The organism is Acinetobacter sp. 778_lipA, assembly GCF_058242985.1.
The window spans coordinates 887,901-910,397 of the sequence record NZ_JBZAYT010000001.1 but is presented as its reverse complement, the minus strand read 5'-3'; the positions used below and the strand labels follow the sequence as shown (position 1 = coordinate 910,397).

Here is a 22,497-nt window from a genome sequence, read left to right as displayed (position 1 = left end):
TTTCTTTATACGTATTAAATCGAAATAAATTGTGTATTGTTATTTAACATCTTGCACAATTGTTGAAAGAATCCATTACAATAAAGCCACTTAATGTTAAAACCCAGCTAAATGCAAGGAATTTAAAACATGACAACCATTACTTTACCAGCTTTACCATACGGCTATGAAGATCTTGCGCCGCACATCAGTAAAGAAACTTTAGAATATCATCATGACAAGCACCACAATACCTATGTTGTAAACTTAAACAACTTAATCAAGGGTACTGATCTTGAAGGTAAAACTTTAGAAGAGATCATTGTGGCTGTAGCTGGCGATGCATCTAAAGCAGGTGTATTCAACAACGCTGCACAAGTTTGGAACCACACATTCTACTGGAACTGTATGGCTAAAAACGGTGGCGGTAAAGCTACTGGCGCTTTAGCTGCTAAAATTGATGAGGCTTTCGGTTCTTACGAAAAATTCGCTGAAGAATTCGCTGCTGCTGCAACAACTCAATTCGGTTCAGGTTGGGCTTGGTTAGTTGCTGATAAAGTGAATGGCGAGCTTTCTATTCTTAAAACTTCAAATGCAGATACTCCACTTGCACATGACAAAGTAGCGGTACTGACAATTGACGTTTGGGAGCATGCATATTACATCGACTTCCGTAATGCTCGTCCTAAATACATTTCGACTTTCTTAGAAAGCCTTGTAAACTGGGACTATGCAAACGCGAAATATGCAGGCCAAGAAGCTGGTGTTGAAAAATAAGATCTAAGCATTTTATTTTTGGATAAAGGCCATTCATTTTAGAATGGCCTTTTTATGTGATTCATTTTTTTCAATTCTAATATGATCAATCCTAGTTACACTGTAAAAGCAGATCCAATAAAAATCTTTTATAGTTATGCCATGCTTAGCGCCATTCAAATCCCCTGTTATCTCTATATTACCAATTCGGACGATATCAGCTTCACTTTCATTTTTGTGGTCCTGTTTTGGCTGTTTATTGTGTTGTTTGAACTTATTTCATTGTCTTTGCTGATCAAACATGGACGACCACAGATACGTTTTCATTCCGAGTTTTGTCAAATTCAAATGCATGCAATAAAAATCACCTTCGATTATGCGCAAATTTCCGCTTTCAACATGCGTAAAATACAGCAAGAACATAGAGGCTTTTCTTTTGGTATGTGTTACGAACTTGACTTAATGTTTATTGATCAAATTATGCAACAACATTTTTTGTGGAAAAAAGCCTATAGGGCTAAAAATATAGTGATTTCATCAAACTTGCGTTTTAAAAATATTCAAATCTTAGAAATCGCGATTATTTTTAGCGCTTTAGTCCGAATGAAACCATCACAACGAATACAAACCCTTCTCCAACTGCAACAAAATTTAATCACTTATGATCATTTAATCTCGAATAAAGAACTAGAAAACTTTAAAAATAATCAATATATATACAAACTCTTTAAATTCGGACAATAAAAAAACATTTAAGCCTTTTTTCTTATCATTTCACTTGACCACTTTGGCTTTCATCCATAAAATGCGCATCAGATTCTCCAATAGCTCAGTCGGTAGAGCGACGGACTGTTAATCCGCAGGTCCCTGGTTCGAGCCCAGGTTGGAGAGCCATCTATTCTTCCATAGCTCAGTCGGTAGAGCGACGGACTGTTAATCCGCAGGTCCCTGGTTCGAGCCCAGGTGGAAGAGCCAGATTCTAAAAAGCCCACTCATCATGCAGTGGGCTTTTTTATATCTTTATTTTCTATAAAGAAAAGATGTAGGGTCAAATCATTTAATTATTCATACAAGTCATTGATTATAAATAAAGCTTATGTTTTTGTATCAAATTTTAGAAACTATTGATTATCAATTCATTTTTGTCTTTTGAATCCTAGATGGTGATCCTACCGCGGGGCGACAGAGATGTCGCCGTTGGGCGGGGGTACAGGACGTCCCCCTCGCCCATGAGCAAAAACAAAGCACTGCTTTGTTGGCAGCGCAAGTTTTGGCATCGCCTACGCAAAGGTATTTAAACTTTGAATGTAAGATGTGGTGATGCAAGCTTTTATAATTAACAATTTATTTTTTCCATAAAATTGATTTAATTAAAAATATTAATAGAAATTATATTCTTGAGTCTGAGTTTTTTTGACAGGTTGACTATAATTGATTTCACTCTCAATTTCAGAACGCTTAAAACAACTTTACTTTTATTCAGAATGATCAAATATTTAGCAAATAATGCTTTTTTATGATGGATTTAACAATTTTTCCTTGACCCATTCCCATTTCATCCCTAAAATGCGTTCCAGATTCTCCAATAGCTCAGTCGGTAGAGCGACGGACTGTTAATCCGCAGGTCCCTGGTTCGAGCCCAGGTTGGAGAGCCAGATTTTAAAAACCCACTCATGATTGAGTGGGTTTTTTCTTGTCTATATGATACCGATCGCTTATGTCTCTCGATTTACATCAAATTTTATTTTTATTGATTGGCAGTATCGCAACCATTGCTTTATTGCTTGCCTGCTTTGGTCAGTATTTATTTCGAAATAAACATTATTATGCAAAACGTGTGATCACCCCCTTTTGAACAGAAAATGTTTTTCCGTTTAAATGAAGCCTTTCCACAACATCATGTACTTGCGCAAGTCGCGTTTAGCGCATTAATTGATTGCAATCAATTTAAATTGCGTTCCAAATTCAATCGTAAAGTGACCGATTTTGTTTTACTCGATAAACAGCTTGAAGTAATTGCTATTATTGAACTCGATGATCCCAGTCACCTTGGCAAAGAGCATATCGATGCACAACGTGACGAGATGTTAGAGCAAGCAGGTTATCAGGTATATCGCTATACAGATATTCCCAGTTGTCGTGATTTAAGAAAAGATATTGCTAATTAAACATGATCAGCCAAGCATTTTTAAAGCTTATACCCTTCAGCCATGTCTTATAAAATAATCGATGCAATACATAAGTAAACGATAACACCTGTTGCATCACAAATCGAAGTGACTAAAGGTGCCGAAGCACTTGCTGGATCCAGCTTTAAACGATTTAATATAAATGGCAGACTCATCCCTATTAAGCAGCCCATCAATACTATACCCATCATACTTAAAGCTAAAACCAAGGCGACCATTGCATCCCCTCTAAAGTAGCCAAGAATGGACACAGCAATTGCCATTGTTCCGCCCAAGCATAAACCGACCAAGCTTTCACGCCCAATCAGGTACATCCAATCTTTTAAATGTACATCACCCGTTGCCAATGCCCGCACCATTAACGTGGCCGACTGTGAACCGGCATTCCCACCACTCCCGACCAAAAGCGGCAAAAAGAATACCAGCACAATATTTTTTGCAATAATATCTTCAAAATGGGCAATCCCAAATCCAGACAATAAGCTGCCAAAAACTAAAATCACCAACCAAAATACCCGTTTCTTATATAGGTAATGAATCGGCGCTGTCTTAATACTCATTTTAGGAGAAGATGAGACTGCACTGGATTTTAAAAAATCTTCAGTGGCTTCTTCGGTGACAACATCCATCGCATCATCATAAGTGACAATACCTAAAAGACGCTGTTGCTCATCAACGATAGGCAGCGCAATAAAGTCATAATAATGCAACTTCTCTGCAATACTTTCTTGGTCTTCATTAACATCCCCTACAATCAAATCCGTACTCATAACTTCAGCAATGGTTTGTTCAGGCTCAGCAAGAATAATTTCACGTAAGGACACAACCCCAAGTAACGTACCTTGAGGATTGATCACATAAATCAAATAGACTGTTTCACGATTTGTAGCAATTGCTCTGATCTGCTTGATGGCTTGCGTCATGTTCAAATCAGGTGACAATGTCACATAATCTGAACTCATGATTGCACCAGCAGACTCTTCTGGATATCTGGCTAAATGTTGGATCTGCAGTTGTATTTCAGTGCTTAAATCAGCATAAACAGCTTGCTGTAATGCATAAGGCAAATACTTAAATAAATCTGTACGATCGTCCGAGTGCATCTCAGAAATGATATTGACCAGTATTTGTTTTGGTAAATGCTCAGAAATTTTAAGTTGTTGTTCGAGTGATAAAAACTCAAGAATGTACGCAGCATTGGGCAAATACTCCACCAATGTCAGCTGTTCATTTAAAGATAAGTCTGCCAAAATTTTTGCGATATCAGCGTCATTGATTTGTTCAAATTGTTTTTCGATGATATCAAATTGATGGTTTTGAATGGCTTTTTCTATTTCTGAAACGAGTGCCAAAGAAAATTGCATAGGATGATCCAAATTCCATCAAACTTTTGCCACATGTTGGACTGCAATCCCACGAAAATAAAGATGTTTTTTGTTGTGAAACATGTTTTAACGGTTCTGTATGATTTTAAGCTTGATCAATCCTCATCTAAGAACATTGATCAAGCTAAGGCCATCAATCGACACCATTACTCAGAGGGCGCTTTTGATTTAAAAATTGAGCGAACCAACACATACATAAATGGGATAAACAGTAAAACCAAAACTGTTCCAAAGATCACCCCACCTAACACACTTACACCAATTTCTTGACGGCTGGCAGCACCTGCACCAAATGCAACAACCAATGGAATAATCCCCGCACCAAAGGCTAATGATGTCATTAGAATTGGACGTAACCGCAGCCCTGCACCTTCTAATGCAGCTGCAATAGCTGTTTTACCTTTTTCCTGAGACAGAGCAGCAAACTCAACAATCAAAATCGCATTTTTACAAGACAAACCAATCGTGGTCAACAATGCAATTTGAAAATAAATGTCGTTTGGAAAACCTATCAATTTACTGAAAATAATATTGCCTCCAATCCCCAAAGGAATTGCCGCAATCACAGCAGTTGGAATCGACCAACTTTCATATAAAGCTGCTAGACAAAGAAAAATAAAGCCGATTGAAATCAAATAGAGTAACCATGCTTGGCTACTGGATTTTTGTTCTTCAAATGACAAGCCACTCCACGCAACATCTATTCCCTCTTGTTGACTAATCAAGGTCTGAATATCTTTCATGGCTTGACCTGAACTAGTATGCGCCGCAGCATTGGCTTCCATTTGCAAGGCGGTATAACCTTGGAAACGATTCACTACATCTGGCCCACCTTCCCAGCGCGTTGTTGCGAAATTGCTAAATGGCACCATCTGGTTCTGTGCATTACGCACCGTCCATACCTGTAGGTCTTCTGGCTTGGAACGAAATTCTGCATCGCCTTGCATCATTACTCGTTTAATTCGCCCACGATCAATAAAGTCATTTACATAAGAACCACCCCATGCTGCTGACAAGGTGTTGTTAATCGCGGTTTGACTCAGTCCATTTGCCAATGCCAATTTTTGATTAACATCAACTTTTAACTTAGATTTATCGGGATTGGACTTTTTATCCAGATTCTCAAAGGATCGGAACTGTTTGGCTTGCGCCTGCAATGTATTGAATTGTTGGTCTAAATATTTTCGACCTTGACCATTAATATCCTGAATCCAGAATTCTAAGCTATCACTATCTCCCAAACCATTTACAGAAGCAGGCAAACTCACTGTAATCCGAGCATTGCGATCTTGACTAAAATATTTTGTTGCACGTTCACGAATTGCTTGCGCAGAATTTTGTGTACCTGACCGATCATCCCAATGCTTTAAGGCTACAAAGCCTGTTCCTAAATTTTGTCCTGTACCTGAAAAATTACGCCCATAACGAATCAATACAATATCTACATTTTGTTTTTCATTTTCAAGGAAATATCTTCGAATATTTTCTCCAACCACCTGACTACTTGACATCGGTGCACCATCGGCTAAACGGAACTGTACACTCAACATACCCTGATCTTCACTTGGAATAAAACTAGTAGGTAAAGTCCGATAAATCAGTGAAAACACAGCAATCAAAGCCACAAAAATCGTCAAAACCACCCATTTCAAATTTAAGGTCTTTTGAATCAGTCGAATATAACGTTGTCTTAGATTTTCAAGTTTGCGATTAAACCAAGTGGCCCAACGCATGGGTTTGGGGTTCGGTTTTAAAATAATGGCACACAGTGCAGGGGTTAATATCAATGCAACCAACAGTGACAAGGCCATTGCCGCCACTAAGGTAATGGAGAATTGACGATAAATCACACCTGTTGAACCCGTAAAGAATGCCATCGGGATAAATACAGCCGTCAAGACCACTGTAATTCCAATCAAAGCCCCTGTCATTTCCTGCATAGACTCGATAGATGCCTGTTTTGCAGTTAGACCCTGCTCATGCATCAAACGCTCGACATTTTCCACCACAACAATCGCATCATCGACCAACAGACCAATTGCCAACACTAAGGCAAATAAAGTCAATGTGTTAATACTCATACCGAGCACATTGAGTACCGCAAAAGTACCTAAAATTACAATCGGAACAGTAATAGTAGGAACCAACGTTGCACGCCAGCTTTGTAGGAAAATAAACATGACCAGAACCACCAATACGATGGCTTCTAATAATGTTTTTACCACCTCTTTAATGGATTCTTGCACAAACGGCGTATTATCACGTGGATAAACAATCTTATAACCTTGTGGTAGTTTTTCAGAAATCTTTGCCAACTCGGCTTTGATTAATGCCGATGTTGCTAGTGCATTTGCACCTGAGGATAAAGAAATCCCCATACCTGATGAAGGATAACCATTGATGGTATTAAAAGATTGGTAGTTTTCTGCGCCCAATTCAATACGCGCCACATCTTTTAAATAGATATAGCCTCCATCGGTATTGGATTTGACTATAATATTCTTAAATTCGTCCACAGTTCTTAAACGTGAACCAGCAGTGACTTTTGCATTTAAATATTGGTCAGCAGTTACTGGTAAATCGCCGACACCACCAGCGGCAACCTGTGTATTCTGTGCCTCAATTGCTGTCCGAATATCACTGGGCATCAATTGATATTGTCGAAGCAAATTCGGATTGAGCCAAATTCGCATGGCATATTGTGAGCCAAATACATCAACTTCACCAATCCCTTCAATCCGTGATAATTCTTGTTCTATATGATCAGATAAATAGTCACCTAACTCGATATTGTTACTTTTACCCGTTTCATCATATAAACCCACCACCATAAATGTATCGCCAAGTGATTTATTTACCGTTACACCTTGACGCTGTACATCGTCAGGTAAACGGTTAAGTACGCCATTAATGCTATTTTGTACTTGTACTTGTGCGGTATCTGGGTCAGTTCCATTTTCAAAACTGATACTAATTCTGGCACGACCTGATGAGTCACTACTCGAACTAAAGTACAGTAGATGGTCGATCCCTTTAATTTGTTGTTCTAAAACCTGTGTAACACTCTCTTCAACCGTTTCAGCATCTGCGCCTGTATATGTTGTCGAAACAGTAATTCGTGGTGGAGCAATATCAGGGTATCGCTCTATAGGTAAATTTAAGACTGAAAATACGCCTAAAGCCATAACAATAATTGCGAGTACACAGGCAAAAATAGGACGTTGAATAAAAAATTTAGAGAGCATCAGAGTAGGTTCTGTGTCAAAGGATTGAGGTTAAAGCTGTTCGAACAATTAAATCTGCTTTATATGGATATTCTGTGACTTGAACTAAAAACTCAAGGAAAAATAACAGAAAAGCGAATGATAAGTTTAAATATGAAGAAACTGTGAAGAATTCATTTCTTCGGATCGTAAATCTACAAAAAAGATTTCATCATCTTTTCATCTTGATGTCATCACAGTGTCAATTTAACCACATACACTACGCTCAGTTTACTTATAAGAATTTGAGAGAAATATGATTAAAAAATACTGGGTTATTGGTAAGTATCATGGCCTTATTAACTGCTTGTAATGATGACGATAAAAATATAGATAACGTCACGCCCGAATACAAGGAACCAAAAATTATTATCGTTGGTCACCGAGGAGCCAGTGCTTTACGTCCTGAACATACCCTTGAAAGTTATCAAAAAGCCATTGATGATGGTGCTGATTTTATTGAACCAGATTTAGTATCGACTAAAGATGGGGTTTTGGTTGCACGTCATGAAAATGAAATTGGCGGTACAACCAATGTCAGTACATTCAGCCAATTTGCAGATCGTAAGAAAACAAAAATCATCGATGGGACATCGTTAACGGGATGGTTTACTGAAGACTTTACTTTAAATGAATTGAATCAACTTAAAGCACGTGAGCGTATCCCAGCGTTACGCCCGAACAATACCCAATACAATGACCAATTTAATATTCCCACCCTTGAGCAGATCATTGAACTGGCTGAAAAGAATTATAAAAAAACTGGTAAGGTGGTTGGGCTCTATATTGAAACCAAGCACCCAACATATTTTCAAAAACTAAATTTAGCCATGGAAGATCCATTGCTTAAAACTTTGGCAAAGTACCAATATAGCCGTGAAATTGCACCGATTTATCTACAGTCATTTGAAGTAAATAATTTAAAGTACTTTAAAGACCAATTGACAGCCCATAAAAGCTTAAAGCATGCCAAAATTATTCAGCTTTATGATGATAAGAAAATCAGTCCAGCAGATTATGTCGTACAAGGGATTAAAACCACCTATGGTGATATGGCCACAGCACAAGGTTTAAAAGAAGTTGCCAAATATGCTGATGGTGTTGGTCCATGGAAACCGTATATTTTTAATGATAGCTATACTGCACCTTCTTCTTTTGTTACAGATGCTCATGCTGTGAACTTAAAAGTCCATCCATATACTTTCCGTCCTGAAAATAATTTCCTTGCCAACAATTTAAAATGTAGTACTGGTGAAGCAGATGCAGCCAAGCGTTGTGAAGCTGGCGCGAATAAAGAATATGAGATGTATTTTAAAGCTGGTGTGGACGGTGTATTTACCGATGATCCTGCGCTGGGTCGTAAAGCTTTGGATGCGTACTTAAAAACCAATCCAAATGCAAAGTAACATCTGATTTATTCAAAAAATTAAGCAAACGATTCAAATGTTTGCTTAATTTTTTCTAAACTTAGTGCTTTTTGTTTAAAATTAATCCCCATTTAAGTTTAAAATAATACACTTTTTAAAAATTTAGCTGCTTTGATGTATGAGTGATTATTCTCCATTTAAGGGTACGACGGGTTTCAAACGCATTCTCAATGCAACTGGCTATTCTTTAGCAGGATTTAAAGCTGCATATCAAAATGAAGCTGCTTTCCGTCAGATTGTTTGGATTAATATTGTTTTAATTCCGATTACATTCTTCGTTGATGTCTCTTCTGTTGAACAAGCAGTGATGATTGCTGTGTGCTTATTGGCAATCATTGTAGAACTGTTTAATTCAGCATTAGAAGCTGTCGTTGATCGAGTTTCTTTAGAACGCCATCCACTGTCTAAAAATGCCAAAGATATGGGAAGTGCTGCGCAGTTTGTAGCTCAAGCAATTATTTTCTTTACTTGGGTGATTATTCTTTTTAGATAAATTATTGTTTTTAAATCAGTTAGAGAGAACATTAACATTCCACCGAGCGTAAAATGTCAATTTATAAAAGCCTAATTTCTCTTTGCTGTGTTAATCAAGTCAAAGCACTGTGATATTTTTAACTTGACGAAATTCCTTATCTCTTAAAATTATTTCTATAAATAATTCATTAAAGTGAAGGTTTTGGAATTGGTGTTTTCTTGTCTATTTTATCAGGCCGATTGAGATTCATTGAACAATTGGTAAATCCCCATTTGGTCACTTTACCGCGTTCTAGCATAAATTTTTCAACACAAGAACCCCAATCATCATTATAAGAAATAATTTTAGCGCCGCTCGGAACTGTATAACTTCTAGATGGTGGTCCCCATTTTTTCTTCTGTCTCGCCTACCGAAGACTGCATTAAATCATTTCTAGTTTCAAGTCGTTGCCCCATCATACTTAAACATCCAGTTAACACCAGGCTAATTACAATAATGAAAATTAATCTTTTCATTTTACTCCCCCCTCACAATTTTCGTATTGTATTTATATTTACCGAATAGTAGAAAAGGATAATAATAAATCTACAAAAAACAAGAATAAAGTAACTTGCATAAAAAATCCCCGCATAAAAGCGGGGATTTTTTATGATCTGAGATTGAAACGATATTACATCATACCGCCCATACCACCCATGCCACCCATATCAGGCATAGCAGGTTTATCTTCTGGGATATCAGTAATCATACATTCAGTTGTTAACATCAAACCAGCAACAGATGCAGCGTGCTCAAGTGCAGAACGCGTTACTTTAGCAGGGTCAAGGATACCCATTTCTAACATATCACCATATTGTGAAGTTGCAGCGTTGTAACCAAAGTTACCTTCACCGCTTTTCACTGCATTGATCACAACAGATGGCTCATCGCCAGCGTTAGACACGATTTGACGAAGTGGCGCTTCAATCGCACGACGAAGGATGTTCACACCTACAGTTTGGTCATCATTTGCACCAACAAGACCGTCAAGTACTTTAGCTGCACGTACCAACGCAACACCACCACCTGCAACAACACCTTCTTCAACCGCAGCACGCGTTGCATGAAGCGCATCATCTACACGGTCTTTCTTCTCTTTCATTTCAACTTCAGTTGCAGCACCAATTTTGATTACAGCAACACCGCCAGCGAGTTTAGCTACGCGCTCTTGAAGTTTTTCTTTATCGTATTCAGATGTTGATTCTTCGATTTGAGCACGAATTTGAGTTACACGTTCAGCAATTTGATTTGCATCACCAGCACCATCAACAATCACAGTATTTTCTTTAGAAATCGTGATTTTATGTGCAGTACCTAAATCTTGAAGCGTTGCTTGTTCTAAAGACATACCCACTTCTTCAGAAATCACAGTAGCACCTGTCAAGATCGCGATATCTTGAAGCATTGCTTTACGACGATCACCAAAACCAGGCGCTTTAACCGCACATACTTTGATGATACCGCGCATGTTGTTTACAACCAGTGTTGCAAGTGCTTCACCCTCAACATCTTCAGCGATGATGAGTAATGGTTTACCTGTTTTTGCAACAGCTTCTAAAACTGTAATCAATTCACGGATATTACCAATTTTCTTATCAACAAGAAGAATGAATGGATTTTCAAGTTCAGCAGTCAAAGTATCTTGTTTGTTTGCAAAGTACGGGCTGATATAACCACGGTCAAACTGCATACCTTCTACAACATCAAGCGCATCTTCAAAGCCTGAACCTTCTTCAACAGTAATCACGCCTTCTTTACCAACGCGTTCCATTGCTTGCGCAATCAACTTACCTACAGTTTCATCAGAGTTTGCCGAAATCGAACCGACTTGTTCAATTGCTTTGGTATCAGAAGCTGGTTTAGCAGTTGCTTTGATATTTTCAACAACAGCTCTAACCGCAAGGTCGATACCACGTTTCAAATCCATTGGGTTCATACCCGCAGTTACAGATTTGATCCCTTCATTTAAGATCGCTTGAGCAAGTACAGTTGCAGTTGTTGTACCATCACCTGCGATATCATTGGTTTTTGAAGAAACTTCACGAACCAATTGCGCGCCCATATTTTCGAATTTATCTTTTAAAGAAATTTCTTTAGCAACAGTTACACCATCTTTAGTGATGTGTGGTGCACCGAAAGAACGATCAATAACAACGTTACGCCCTTTAGGACCTAAAGTTACTTTTACTGCATCTGCAAGTACGTTTACACCGGCGATCATTTTTGAACGCGCTGAATCACCAAATTTTACGTCTTTAGCTGACATACTAAACTCCAGATATCTTTATAAATTTTAAATTTTGACCAATATGTTTTGGATGAAAACTCATTTGAACGGCAGAAGATTAACCTTCCAATACCGCTAAAATATCAGACTCTTTCATCACAAGAAGTTCTTCACCATCAACTTTAACTTTAGTACCTGCGTAAGCACCAAATAATACGTTATCGCCCACTTTCACGTCTAAAGCGCGTACGCCATTATCAGTGATTTTGCCATTACCTACAGCAAGGATTTCACCTTGAGCAGGTTGTTCAGCTGCTGAAGTACTTAAAATTAAACCACCTGCTGTTTTAGTTTCTTTTTCAACACGGCGAATAACAACGTTGTCATGTAAAGGACGAATCTTGCTCATTTCTAACTCCATAGACATTTTAAATGTCATTGATTACTCAGCGAAGATGACTTCTTATTCCTAGGTCATCGACAAAATATTTGTATGTCACATTTGTGGGGATGGAAATAAACGCTTCAAGGGGAAAATGAAAAAAAATTTATTTAATTTGTACGTTTTTTCTTCTTTTGTATCAAATCAGCTCTGATTCAGAATTTTTCAGCTCATTTTTCGCAATAAAATCTTGTAATTGCTCATCAAAAAAATAATGCTCAAACTCACCATTTTGATGAATCACATTAAAACTGTTTGGCATATTTTTATGTAAGCGTCGAGAAACTGCTGTACCCGCATGAACTTCATAAACCGGTTGCTTTAAATTTAGCGCAAAGGCTTGATTCAAATCATAGACCGCAACTAAATGTAAATGACCATGTAATAAAGCATACAGTTGATGTTGTCCCCATTCTTTAATGGCAAACTGCCCTAAAGCAGGACAATCTTTTAAGTGATGATCTTCATTTGAAGTATAAAAAGGTTGGTGACTAACAATTATTTTTAATTTATTTTTCGGTGCATTGACCAACAACTGATTTACATTTTGAATTTGCTCAAATGAGATATGCCCGCGTGTATGATAACGCCGACGAATACTGTTCATGCCAATTAAATAAAAATGCTCTGTAAATAAAGTGCGTTCTAAACTACCAAAGAACAGTTGATATAAGCCAAATGGTCTAAAGGCACGATTCCAGACATGATATAAAGGAATATCATGATTGCCAGGCACCACAAAATAAGGGATTTTTAGCGATTCTAAAAACTGTTTACATGCATAGAACTCTTTAAATTTAGCACGTTGAGTTAAATCACCGCTCACCACAACCACTTCTGGTTTATGCACAGCACAAAACTTTTGAATCGCTCGTATACACTCTGGACGCTCAGTACCAAAATGTAGATCAGACAGATGCAATAACATGCGGCACCATAATTTTTAAAGCATTTTTTTCTACGTGTAAGGTTAATGGGGTCGTCATTGAAACAATTTCTCCATCGACAGCAACGGTCAGTTTAGGCTTTTTTGAATAAACAATGACTTTTTGTGCACCAAAACTATACACATCGGAAGCGTTTTCCAATTTTCCACGAATGGTTTGAAACAAGGTTTTAAATAAAGTGGCTTTATCTCCTTTGGCGATCACCACACCGGCAATCTCACCCACCTCTGCACATTTTGAAATTTTTAAATTCAATTCTTTTAATTGCAGTTGATTATTACCAAAAAAAATCAGTGGTGTTTTTACAGGATACTTTTGTCCATCTACTTCGATCTCTAATTTGAGTTCTTTACGGTCACGGATCAGTACATCCAAACCAGACGTGTAAGCATTTAAAGGAAAGCGTCCAAACTTACGATTATATTCTTCACGTTTTTTAATAAATAAAGGATATAAACCTAAACTGGCATTATTTAGATAAATTTGATCGTTGATACAGGCCACATGTGATGCACGCGGCTCCCCTGTGGCGATCACATTTGCTGCCTCCAAAATATTCAGGGGAATATGTAGAACACGCGCCACATAATTAAAAGTACCCAAAGGTAGTATTCCCATAGGAATTTTTTGATTTAACATTTGCGAGGCGACTGCATTCAACGTACCATCACCACCTGCAGCGACAATGACACCGCAATCTGAGTACTGTGCATGACGTTGAATGATTTTTTGCATCAGGGTTTTTATATCAGGCTCTGAACTGATATCAAAAACTTGAATTTCAAAACCATGTGAAGTCCAGATGGTCATGAGTTTTTCATAAATATCATCTTTCTGATTGGCATGAAAACCTGACTTTTCATTGTAAATCATTGAAAGAGGCTTGAGTTCTGTGTCCATAAGCTTGATTATTTTGAAGTATTTGCACTAATTTCGTCGATTTTCTAAACAAATAAAAGCACCTTTATGTAAAATTCGAATTATGTCCATTTATTAAATCAATAATTAATTTAGTAAATCTTATAATTTCAACTTATTGTAAACTATTATTATTTACAATTAAAATACCCTACATTCCGTTTTAAAATACTAATAAAAATCAAACAATAATCAATGTTAGACAATAAAAATCAAACACTTAGTAAAAACTCAAGCATTGGTATCTTTTAAGCCTTTAGTCTTATTTTTTTTATGAATATATGTTTTAATACCACCACTTTTTTTCATACTTAAATTTGAATGTAGTATCCCTTCATTCAGATTATTATTTGTACACAAAATTGTACATATTTTAGATAGGCCTCACCATGACCCAAGTGAACGCACCAGAATTCGTTCGTCATCCCAAGCTCATTGCATGGGTTGAAGAAATTGCTAAATTAACTAAACCTGCAAAAATTGAATGGTGTGACGGAAGCGAAGAAGAGAATCAACGTTACATCGACTTGATGATCGCTAACGGCACTATGCAAGCGTTGAACCAAGAAAAACATCCTGGTTCTTATTTAGCGAATTCTGATCCGTCTGACGTAGCGCGTGTTGAAGGTCGTACATACATCTGCTCTGAAAAACAAGAAGATGCTGGTGCGACAAACAACTGGGAAGCTCCTGCTGAGATGCGTACTCGCCTTAACGGTTTGTTTGATGGTGCAATGCAAGGACGTACAATGTACGTGGTTCCATTCTCTATGGGGCCATTAGGTTCTCACATTGCTCACATCGGTATCGAAATTACAGATTCTCCTTATGTTGCTGTAAGTATGCGTAAAATGGCTCGTATGGGTAAAGCTGTTTATGATGTACTGGGTACAGATGGCGATTATGTTCCTTGCGTACATACTGTTGGCGCTCCGTTGGCTGAAGGTCAAAAAGATGTTGCATGGCCTTGTAACCCTGAAAAATATATCGTGCATTATCCAGAAACTCGTGAGATCTGGTCTTACGGTTCAGGATACGGCGGTAACGCATTATTGGGTAAAAAATGCCTTGCTTTACGTATTGCTTCATCTATGGGTCGTCAACAAGGCTGGTTAGCTGAACACATGTTGATCCTTGGTGTGACCAATCCACAAGGTGAGAAACATTACATTGCAGCGGCATTCCCATCTGCATGTGGTAAAACCAACTTCGCGATGTTGATTCCACCAGCGGGTTATGAAGGTTGGAAAATTGAAACTGTAGGTGACGATATTGCTTGGATCAAGCCAGGTGAAGATGGTCGCTTATATGCAATCAACCCTGAAGCTGGTTTCTTTGGTGTAGCACCTGGTACAAACATCAAAACAAATCCAAACTGCATGGCGACACTTCACAAAGATGTCATCTATACAAACGTTGCTGTAACAAATGACGGTGACGTATGGTGGGAAGGTCTAACCAAAGAAGCGCCTGCTAATTTAACCAACTGGAAAGGCCAACCACATGTTGCTGGTGAAAAAGCAGCGCATCCAAATGCTCGCTTCACAGTTGCAGCGGGTCAATGCCCTTCTATTGATGCTGACTGGGAAAATCCAGCTGGCGTACCAATTTCTGCATTCATCTTCGGTGGTCGTCGCGCAGATACAGTACCTTTAATCTCAGAAGCTTTTGACTGGGTTGATGGTGTTTATAAAGCAGCAACAATGGGTTCTGAAACAACTGCAGCTGCAGTAGGTCAACAAGGTGTTGTACGCCGTGACCCATTTGCCATGCTTCCATTTGCTGGCTACAACATGGCTGACTATTTCTCTCATTGGTTAGAAATGGGCGAAGAAGTTGGTGCTAAAGCAAAAGCTGCGGGCAATAAACTTCCAGGTATTTATAACGTAAACTGGTTCCGTCGTGATGCTGAAGGCAACTTTGTTTGGCCTGGTTTTGGTCAAAACATGCGTGTGCTTGAGTGGATCATTGACCGTTGTGAAGGTCGTGCTGAAGCAGTAGAAACACCAATTGGTTTTGTTCCAACCTATGAGCAATTGAACTGGACAGGTTCTGACTTCACTAAAGACCAATTTAATCTTGTGACTTCTCAAGACAAAGATCAGTGGATCAAAGAAATTGAAAGCCACACTGAGTTATTTGATAAACTTGGTGAACGTTTACCAGCTGCACTTAAAACTCGTCAAAATGAGCTTTTAGAAGCTGTTAAGAAATCTGCTTAGTCCTCTGATTAAGTGATACAAAAAGACCGCCATATAGCGGTCTTTTTGTTATTAAAGTGATTCTTTTCACTTTATTGTTTAGATATTCATTACAATTATGTAATAAAAATATAAATGATTACTATTTCCATATACAAAATTCATATTTTCTCTATAATTCAAACATTCATTATTTTATTGATTTTTTTAATCATGATTGAAAATATTATTTATTCGGCAAAAGTGATTAGAGCCAAATTTGTCTCAGATAGACGCTATCTCACCAAAAGATTTATTGCTAAATTGGGTTATACCCCGAACTTTGATCAGCCTAAAAGTTTCAATGAAAAAGTCACCGCCAGAATGATCTATGAAAGAGTACCCTTACATACAAAATTAGCGGATAAATTTGCAGTACGAGAAATCATTTCAGATAAAATTTGTTGTTCCCATTTCGTTCCACTGATTGGCGTATATAAATGCTTTGAGGAAATTGACTTTAATCAACTTCCCAACAAGTTTGTTTTAAAATGCAATCATGACAGTGGCAGTGCGATTGTCTGTAACGATAAAGCGCAATTTGATATCAAAAAAGCGCAGCACAAACTCAATCACCACCTTAAACAAAATATGTATTTTAGAAAACGAGAATGGCATTACAAAGATATTGTTCCTTTAATTTTGGCCGAACAACATATTGATTTATTTACTGATCAAAACAATAAGTTCACCATTACAACATGTCGTGTTCATTGTTTTGAAGGTCAGCCTCGATATCTCGAAGTCGATGTACAAGATAGCAAAGGTATAGATTATTCAAATATGTATGACACATCTTGGATTCTGCAACCCTTTACCGTTGATCTAAAAAACAATACGCCAAGCTGTTTAGCACGACCGCAAAAATTAAATAAAATGCTTCAATTGTCAGAAGATCTTTGTTTTAAATATGGTTATAGCCGAATTGATTTCTTATTATCTCAAGACGATGTTTTCTTCAGTGAGATTACCTTAACCCCCAATGCAGGTCGTATGGTCATCACCCCAAGTGAGTGGGATGAAAAATTAGGCGCTTTATGGCTAACTGACTAAACCGAGCAAAAAGGCCGACGAGTTCGGTCTTTTTTATGATTTAATCTAATCATTCAATGATCTAAAAATAAGCGTAATGACACCTATTAAAAACATCACCACAGCTCAACCTTATCTAACATTGTTACCTGACCATGAAGTCGTCTTCGCCCCTTCAAGTCTATTTCTAGCACAGCATTTACTTCCGCTTATTTCAATTGATTTATCCGCAATAAATACTGCATGGCAAGGAAAAATTCATTTGCTGAATGCTATTGAACCTTATGAAGGCTATATCGGAAGTGATACCACAGAATTTTCAGATACTTTTGCCAATGAAAATTGGTTCATTATGCAATTAAATCAACAAAATCAATATGAATGGTTAGCAAACAAAAGATATTTTGCTTTAGAAAATCCTGATTGCGAGGCTGATCTAAAAACCCATCACAAAGAAATGCATGAAGATTACTTGCAGCTTAAACAGCGCTTTGCCGAAACTGGAAAAATCATTTCAACATCCCGCATTGAATATCAAAATAATTCTCCAACAACCTTGCTTGACCAATTAGGCGGCGAATGTGGCGGTGGAAACTGGACTTATCCGATTGATCAACATTTTGATTTACGCTACATCAACGCAGACCGTGATGATCAAGAAGTTCATATTTCTGACCGCGATGGCAATCGTTATTATTTTATTGCAGCTGTTGCAGGTTGGGAATATTGTTCACATGGTGCAGATTCGATTTTATTGTATTACCAACCTGAAACCCGACGCGTTTTATATACCTTTGATTGGTCATAACACATCCTCAGCAAAGCAATATATTTCCATTTTTGCTTAGGCAACATTTCTCTGTACGCGGCGTTCATGCAATTCAAGCAAATATTCATCCAGTACTTGAATTTCAGTTTCTGTAAATTTTAAATATAACTTGGTACGGCGCTTTAAAATATCCTGACTGGTGATCGCCCACTCATGATCAACCAAATAATCAACCTCTTGGGCATATAAACCATGTCCAAAATCTTGACCAAGTTCATGAACAGATGTCGAATGATTTAAAAATTTCCATGTATAGGTTCCATAGGCATGTGCCCAGCGGCTTGAAGTTTCATGATCAAGCCCTTTGATTTTATTTTGAATTTCTAAAACCAACCCATCAACAGAAATTAAATTCTCAGCACCTGGCAACAAGGATTTTCCAGTCCAAGGTTTTCCAGCTTTAGGGAAAAACTTCTGCAAATGCTCCATTGCAGATTCAGCCAAGCGTCTATAGGTGGTTAACTTCCCACCAAACACAGAAAGTAATGGTGCATCATTTTCATGATCTTGCGATAAAGCCAAAGTGTAATCACGGGTAATTGCTGCTGGATTATCAGACTCATCATCACACAACGGGCGTACCCCTGAGAATGTCTGAATAATATCGGCTTGAGTTAGTTGCACTTTAAAATGATCATTGGATACATCAAGCAGATAATCAATCTCTTGCTGACTAATTTCAACATTATTCGGATCTGCTAAATATTCACGGTCAGTTGTGCCAATCATGGTGTATTGATTGAGATAAGGAATTGCAAACACGATACGTTGATCATCATTTTGCATAATAAAGGCTTTATCACCGTCATAGATTTTCGGCACAATAATATGACTGCCTTGAATTAAACGAATCCCATATTGTGATTTTAACTGAAGCTCTTGCTTAATGAATTGTGCAACCCAAGGTCCTGCAGCATTGACCAAAGCCTTCGCTTGTATGTGATAAATACCCTGTTCATTTTCAAACTGAATAGTCCACAAGCCATGTTCTCGTTGTGCTGAAATACAGCGTGTTTGGGTCACCACAGTGGCATTTTTCTCACGTGCTTGCATTGCATTTAAAATCACTAAGCGTGAATCATCTACAGCACAATCTGAGTATTCAAAACCCCGTTTGAACGCTGTTTTTAGTGGGCTGGTATTAGGGTCAAACTCAACCAAATGTGAACCTGCAAGCTTCTCTCTTTTACCCAAATGATCATATAAAAACAGACCCGTACGAATCAGCCAAGCAGGACGTAAATGAGGCTGATGTGGCATGATAAAACGCATAGGGCGAATGATATGTGGTGCCTTTGCTAGTAAGACTTCTCGCTCCGCTAAAGCCTCTCGGACTAAACGAAATTCTTTATGTTCCAAATAACGCAGACCACCATGAATCAACTTGCTGCTTGCAGACGAAGTATGGCTGGCTAAATCATCTTTTTCACACAAGAACACAGATAAACCACGCCCAGCAGCATCATTGGCAATACCAACACCATTTATTCCACCACCAATTACAGCAATATCATAGTAAGCTTGTTGCTCATTGATTTGTGTCATAAACGCCACCACCTTTGATCATTTGCATATATTCACAATCATTTTTGAAAATATATTTTCATTTGTTTTCATTTAAGAAAATAATAGATAGTTTTTTAATCAATGTCTATCAAAAAATGATCAATTTCACGTTTATCATGTTTTCACTATGGGTTTAAAACTTAGCCTAAACCACAGTTAAAGCTACTTCTGCTGCATGAATTTGTTTTAAATAATTTTCAGTGGGGGTTTTATTGGTAAAAAGCCGATCTATTTCAGAAAGATGGCCTAAGCGCATCATTGCATGGCGACCGAACTTGCTCTCATCTGCTGCTAAAAATACCTGCCGAGCACCTAGAATAATTTCTTGCGAGACTGACACTTCTTGAAAATCGAAATCGAGCATCGTTCCATCTTCATCAATTCCACTGATACCAATCAAGGCATAATCAACTTTAAACTGCTTAAAAAATTCGGAGGTGGCTTGCCCAATCACGCCTCCATCAGGGCGCACTTTCCCACTGGCGATCAGCACTTCAAAATCATCGTTAATACTCAAAATTTTTGCCACATTTAAATTATTGGTAATCACTTTTAAACCGCGATGTTGCAATAAAGCATGGGCAATAGCTTCGGTCGTTGTACCAATATTGATAAACAAAGATGCATGATCTGGAATTGCTTTTGCAACAGCTGTTGCAATGCGCTGTTTTGCAGCTAAATTATGGCTGATCCGTTGACTATATGCTGTATTGGTAACGCTTGAGTCTACTGCAGCACCACCGTGATAACGACGTAATAGTCCGGCATCTGCCAATTGATTGATATCTCGCCGTACAGTTTGCGGGGTAACTGCAAAATGCTGTGCAATCTCATCAATACTGATGTAGCCCCGAGCCTTAACCAATGCTAATGTTTGCTGTTGTCGAATCATTAAGTCCATAGATGTGAAACCTTATTGTTTTATTTTCAAAAATGAACATTTAGCTACTATAAATAGCATGACTACTTACTGTACGACTAGATTAAATTCTTAAATTCATCCAACTCAGCTTACTAAATTGTTTATATTCCATACATTTAGACGCAAATAAATAGGCTTTAACTTTGAGATAAATTCTTATAATTTATAAAATATTTAAAATTAAATGCCTGTTTTAAAAAAATATTCATTTATTTATAGAATTTCTCATCTTGGAACAATAATGAGCTCTCAACACAGCTAAGACCAAAGTCTAATAAGGTCTGCTTTCATTCAAGCGTATAACGACCATTGTAATTATTTGTATCCCCTCGTCATACTTACTTAAATTCTCTCTGTTTGATTTTCTTCTTTGATTTTCATCCAAAATGAAAGTTAAACAGGCTGTATTTTGCATATTCTTTTGGAGAATTGCCTTGTCCAATTCATCTCCTCAAGCTGCCACTTCGCAACTTGATAGAAAAACTCGTTTCAAATCTATACTAGGTGGCTCAGCTGGTAATTTAGTCGAATGGTATGATTGGTATGTATATGCCGCATTTACCCTCTATTTTGCGCCTGTGTTCTTTCCTGAAGGTAATGAAACCGTCAAACTTCTCCAAGCTGCTGCAGTTTTCGCTTTAGGCTTTTTAATGCGTCCGATCGGTGCATGGATCATGGGCATTTATGCTGACCGTAAAGGTCGCAAAGCCGGCTTAACACTTTCTGTTTCATTGATGTGTATTGGCTCATTAATCATTGCTTGTGCGCCATCTTATGATTCAGTTGGGATGTTTGCTCCTGCACTGCTTTTATTTGCGCGTTTATTACAAGGTTTAAGTGTTGGTGGTGAGTATGGCTCAAGTGCCACCTATTTAACTGAAATGGCGGGTAAAAATCATCGTGGCTTTTTCTCAAGTTTCCAATATGTTACTCTGATCTCAGGTCAATTACTTGCACTCTGCGTACTGATTATCCTGCAACATAATCTTTCTGAAGAATCCTTACATGCTTGGGGATGGCGTGTTCCTTTCTTTATTGGTGCATTACTCGCAATTGTTGTGTTCTGGATTCGTCGTGGTCTCGTTGAAACAGAATCATCTAAACAAGCGCAACAACAAGCAAAAAATGGCGGTGAAACATCTGGTGCTTTGGCTTTATTCACCAAGTATCCTAAACAAGCATTTACAGTGATTATGCTAACTGCGGGCGGCACCTTAGCTTTCAATACATTTACGACTTATTTACAAAAATATTTAGTTAACACTTCTGGCTTTGAAAAAACCACCGCAACTGAAATTACCACAGCCGCAATCTTTATTTTTATGTTGATTCAGCCTGCAGTGGGTGCACTTTCTGACAAAATTGGTCGTAAACCGATTATGATCACTTTTGGTGTACTCGGTGTGTTATTTACCGTTCCTATTTTCAATAGTTTAGGCTCGACAACGGATCCTAAAACGGCTTTCTTCTTATGTATGAGTGGTATGGTCATTGTAACTGGATATACAGCCATTAATGCGGTTGTAAAAGCTGAATTATTTCCACCGCATATTCGTGCTTTAGGTGTAGCCTTACCTTATGCACTTGCCAACACTGTGTTTGGTGGTACGGCTGAATTAGTTGCGTTAAGCTTTAAAAATGCTGGGCATGAAAACTATTTCTTCTATTACATTACCTTTATGATCAGTTTATCTCTAATCACCTATGTTTTTATGAAAGATAGCAAAAAACATAGCCTGATTACGGATGATTAATTCAAACTATAGTTTGCAATCTAATTCATTTAAAACAGCTTTTTTATTTACATGAAAAAGCTGTTTTATTTACGCAATTCACTTATCGTGAAAATTGCAAAGCTATG

17 protein-coding genes, 3 tRNA genes and 1 pseudogene are annotated in these 22,497 nt (G+C 37.8%); 12 read left to right on the top strand and 9 right to left on the bottom strand.

Annotated elements, in window-relative coordinates; genetic code table 11:
- The first annotated feature begins 129 nt into the window (after positions 1-129).
- From sodB to AC4CUY_RS04260, 6 genes and pseudogenes are all read left to right on the top strand, one after another.
- Positions 130-756: a superoxide dismutase SodB gene (gene sodB / locus AC4CUY_RS04285; protein WP_490773702.1), complete on the top strand. Its 627-nt coding sequence runs from the start codon at positions 130-132 to the stop codon at positions 754-756.
- Positions 757-1,083: 327 nt separating this feature from the next.
- A complete protein-coding gene (locus tag AC4CUY_RS04280) occupies positions 1,084-1,479 on the top strand; it encodes a hypothetical protein (RefSeq protein ID WP_490773701.1) in 396 nt (131 codons plus the stop codon).
- Between the two features lie 74 nt (positions 1,480-1,553).
- Positions 1,554-1,629 (top strand) — tRNA-Asn (locus tag AC4CUY_RS04275).
- Positions 1,630-1,634: 5 nt separating this feature from the next.
- Positions 1,635-1,710: transfer RNA gene (locus AC4CUY_RS04270), tRNA-Asn, on the top strand.
- Between the two features lie 604 nt (positions 1,711-2,314).
- Positions 2,315-2,390 (top strand) — tRNA-Asn (locus AC4CUY_RS04265).
- 62 nt (positions 2,391-2,452) lie between these two features.
- Positions 2,453-2,903 (top strand): annotated as a pseudogene (locus tag AC4CUY_RS04260) (DUF2726 domain-containing protein).
- A 47-nt stretch (positions 2,904-2,950) separates the two neighbouring features.
- Here the strand turns inward: AC4CUY_RS04260 and mgtE are convergent.
- Both mgtE and AC4CUY_RS04250 read right to left on the bottom strand, forming a co-directional pair.
- Positions 2,951-4,288, bottom strand: coding sequence for a magnesium transporter (gene mgtE / locus AC4CUY_RS04255; protein WP_419327630.1), 1,338 nt, complete (start codon positions 4,286-4,288; stop codon positions 2,951-2,953).
- A 167-nt stretch (positions 4,289-4,455) separates the two neighbouring features.
- Positions 4,456-7,554, bottom strand: a complete 3,099-nt coding sequence (locus AC4CUY_RS04250; RefSeq protein WP_336952714.1) for a multidrug efflux RND transporter permease subunit — start codon at positions 7,552-7,554, stop codon at positions 4,456-4,458.
- Between the two features lie 308 nt (positions 7,555-7,862).
- Here AC4CUY_RS04250 and AC4CUY_RS04245 point away from each other — a divergent pair, with 308 nt between their 5' ends.
- Together AC4CUY_RS04245 and AC4CUY_RS04240 are read left to right on the top strand one after the other, a co-directional pair.
- Positions 7,863-8,978, top strand: coding sequence for a glycerophosphodiester phosphodiesterase (locus AC4CUY_RS04245; RefSeq protein ID WP_490773700.1), 1,116 nt, complete (start codon positions 7,863-7,865; stop codon positions 8,976-8,978).
- 139 nt (positions 8,979-9,117) lie between these two features.
- Entirely contained in the window at positions 9,118-9,492 is a 375-nt protein-coding gene (locus AC4CUY_RS04240; RefSeq protein ID WP_004819673.1) for a diacylglycerol kinase, read from the top strand.
- Positions 9,493-9,845: 353 nt separating this feature from the next.
- On the opposite strand, the gene AC4CUY_RS04235 is transcribed toward AC4CUY_RS04240, so the two are convergent.
- From AC4CUY_RS04235 to AC4CUY_RS04215, 5 genes are all read right to left on the bottom strand, one after another.
- The gene (locus tag AC4CUY_RS04235) at positions 9,846-9,989 is read right to left on the bottom strand and encodes a lipoprotein (RefSeq protein ID WP_419359894.1); all 144 of its coding nucleotides are present in this window, start codon (positions 9,987-9,989) and stop codon (positions 9,846-9,848) included.
- Between the two features lie 155 nt (positions 9,990-10,144).
- Positions 10,145-11,779: a chaperonin GroEL gene (gene groL / locus AC4CUY_RS04230; RefSeq protein WP_004819670.1), complete on the bottom strand. Its 1,635-nt coding sequence runs from the start codon at positions 11,777-11,779 to the stop codon at positions 10,145-10,147.
- 79 nt (positions 11,780-11,858) lie between these two features.
- Complete coding sequence (locus AC4CUY_RS04225) at positions 11,859-12,149, bottom strand: co-chaperone GroES (protein ID WP_004722444.1); 291 nt, start codon at positions 12,147-12,149, stop codon at positions 11,859-11,861.
- A 172-nt stretch (positions 12,150-12,321) separates the two neighbouring features.
- Complete coding sequence (locus tag AC4CUY_RS04220) at positions 12,322-13,110, bottom strand: metallophosphoesterase family protein (RefSeq protein WP_336952719.1); 789 nt, start codon at positions 13,108-13,110, stop codon at positions 12,322-12,324.
- Positions 13,091-14,029: a diacylglycerol/lipid kinase family protein gene (locus tag AC4CUY_RS04215; RefSeq protein ID WP_336952720.1), complete on the bottom strand. Its 939-nt coding sequence runs from the start codon at positions 14,027-14,029 to the stop codon at positions 13,091-13,093. Before AC4CUY_RS04215 ends, AC4CUY_RS04220 begins: the two co-directional genes overlap by 20 nt.
- A gap of 407 nt (positions 14,030-14,436) precedes the next feature.
- Between AC4CUY_RS04215 and AC4CUY_RS04210 the strand changes: the two genes are divergently transcribed.
- From AC4CUY_RS04210 to AC4CUY_RS04200, 3 genes are all read left to right on the top strand, one after another.
- Positions 14,437-16,269 carry a phosphoenolpyruvate carboxykinase (GTP) gene (locus AC4CUY_RS04210; protein WP_336952722.1) on the top strand — a complete coding sequence of 611 codons (1,833 nt, stop codon included), beginning with the start codon at positions 14,437-14,439 and terminating at the stop codon, positions 16,267-16,269.
- Positions 16,270-16,461: 192 nt separating this feature from the next.
- Positions 16,462-17,340 (top strand): ATP-grasp fold amidoligase family protein, encoded by an 879-nt coding sequence (locus AC4CUY_RS04205; protein ID WP_336952724.1) that lies wholly within the window; start codon positions 16,462-16,464, stop codon positions 17,338-17,340.
- A 76-nt stretch (positions 17,341-17,416) separates the two neighbouring features.
- Positions 17,417-18,127, top strand: a complete 711-nt coding sequence (locus AC4CUY_RS04200; protein WP_419327626.1) for a hypothetical protein — start codon at positions 17,417-17,419, stop codon at positions 18,125-18,127.
- A 36-nt stretch (positions 18,128-18,163) separates the two neighbouring features.
- On the opposite strand, the gene glpD is transcribed toward AC4CUY_RS04200, so the two are convergent.
- Together glpD and AC4CUY_RS04190 are read right to left on the bottom strand one after the other, a co-directional pair.
- Entirely contained in the window at positions 18,164-19,693 is a 1,530-nt protein-coding gene (glpD, locus tag AC4CUY_RS04195) for a glycerol-3-phosphate dehydrogenase (RefSeq protein ID WP_483770217.1), read from the bottom strand.
- Between the two features lie 166 nt (positions 19,694-19,859).
- On the bottom strand, positions 19,860-20,615 hold the full coding sequence (locus AC4CUY_RS04190) for a DeoR/GlpR family DNA-binding transcription regulator (protein WP_336952728.1): 756 nt from the start codon (positions 20,613-20,615) through the stop codon (positions 19,860-19,862).
- Between the two features lie 455 nt (positions 20,616-21,070).
- Here AC4CUY_RS04190 and AC4CUY_RS04185 point away from each other — a divergent pair, with 455 nt between their 5' ends.
- Entirely contained in the window at positions 21,071-22,390 is a 1,320-nt protein-coding gene (locus tag AC4CUY_RS04185) for an MFS transporter (protein WP_336952729.1), read from the top strand.
- Positions 22,391-22,497 lie beyond the last annotated feature (107 nt).

Bases quoted from the DNA above. Each gene is read 5' to 3' on its own strand.
- groL (WP_004819670.1), bottom strand. From the start codon at position 11,779: ATGTCAGCTAAAGACGTAAAATTTGGTGATTCAGCGCGTTCAAAAATG.
- AC4CUY_RS04215 (WP_336952720.1), bottom strand. From the start codon at position 14,029: ATGGACACAGAACTCAAGCCTCTTTCAATGATTTACAATGAAAAGTCA.
- AC4CUY_RS04210 (WP_336952722.1), top strand. From the start codon at position 14,437: ATGACCCAAGTGAACGCACCAGAATTCGTTCGTCATCCCAAGCTCATT.
- AC4CUY_RS04200 (WP_419327626.1), top strand. From the start codon at position 17,417: ATGACACCTATTAAAAACATCACCACAGCTCAACCTTATCTAACATTG.
- AC4CUY_RS04225 (WP_004722444.1), bottom strand. From the start codon at position 12,149: ATGAGCAAGATTCGTCCTTTACATGACAACGTTGTTATTCGCCGTGTT.
- AC4CUY_RS04190 (WP_336952728.1), bottom strand. From the start codon at position 20,615: ATGGACTTAATGATTCGACAACAGCAAACATTAGCATTGGTTAAGGCT.
- sodB (WP_490773702.1), top strand. From the start codon at position 130: ATGACAACCATTACTTTACCAGCTTTACCATACGGCTATGAAGATCTT.
- glpD (WP_483770217.1), bottom strand. From the start codon at position 19,693: ATGACACAAATCAATGAGCAACAAGCTTACTATGATATTGCTGTAATT.
- AC4CUY_RS04205 (WP_336952724.1), top strand. From the start codon at position 16,462: ATGATTGAAAATATTATTTATTCGGCAAAAGTGATTAGAGCCAAATTT.
- AC4CUY_RS04250 (WP_336952714.1), bottom strand. From the start codon at position 7,554: ATGCTCTCTAAATTTTTTATTCAACGTCCTATTTTTGCCTGTGTACTC.
- AC4CUY_RS04240 (WP_004819673.1), top strand. From the start codon at position 9,118: ATGAGTGATTATTCTCCATTTAAGGGTACGACGGGTTTCAAACGCATT.
- mgtE (WP_419327630.1), bottom strand. From the start codon at position 4,288: ATGCAATTTTCTTTGGCACTCGTTTCAGAAATAGAAAAAGCCATTCAA.
- AC4CUY_RS04280 (WP_490773701.1), top strand. From the start codon at position 1,084: ATGCATGCAATAAAAATCACCTTCGATTATGCGCAAATTTCCGCTTTC.
- AC4CUY_RS04235 (WP_419359894.1), bottom strand. From the start codon at position 9,989: ATGAAAAGATTAATTTTCATTATTGTAATTAGCCTGGTGTTAACTGGA.
- AC4CUY_RS04220 (WP_336952719.1), bottom strand. From the start codon at position 13,110: ATGTTATTGCATCTGTCTGATCTACATTTTGGTACTGAGCGTCCAGAG.
- AC4CUY_RS04245 (WP_490773700.1), top strand. From the start codon at position 7,863: ATGGCCTTATTAACTGCTTGTAATGATGACGATAAAAATATAGATAAC.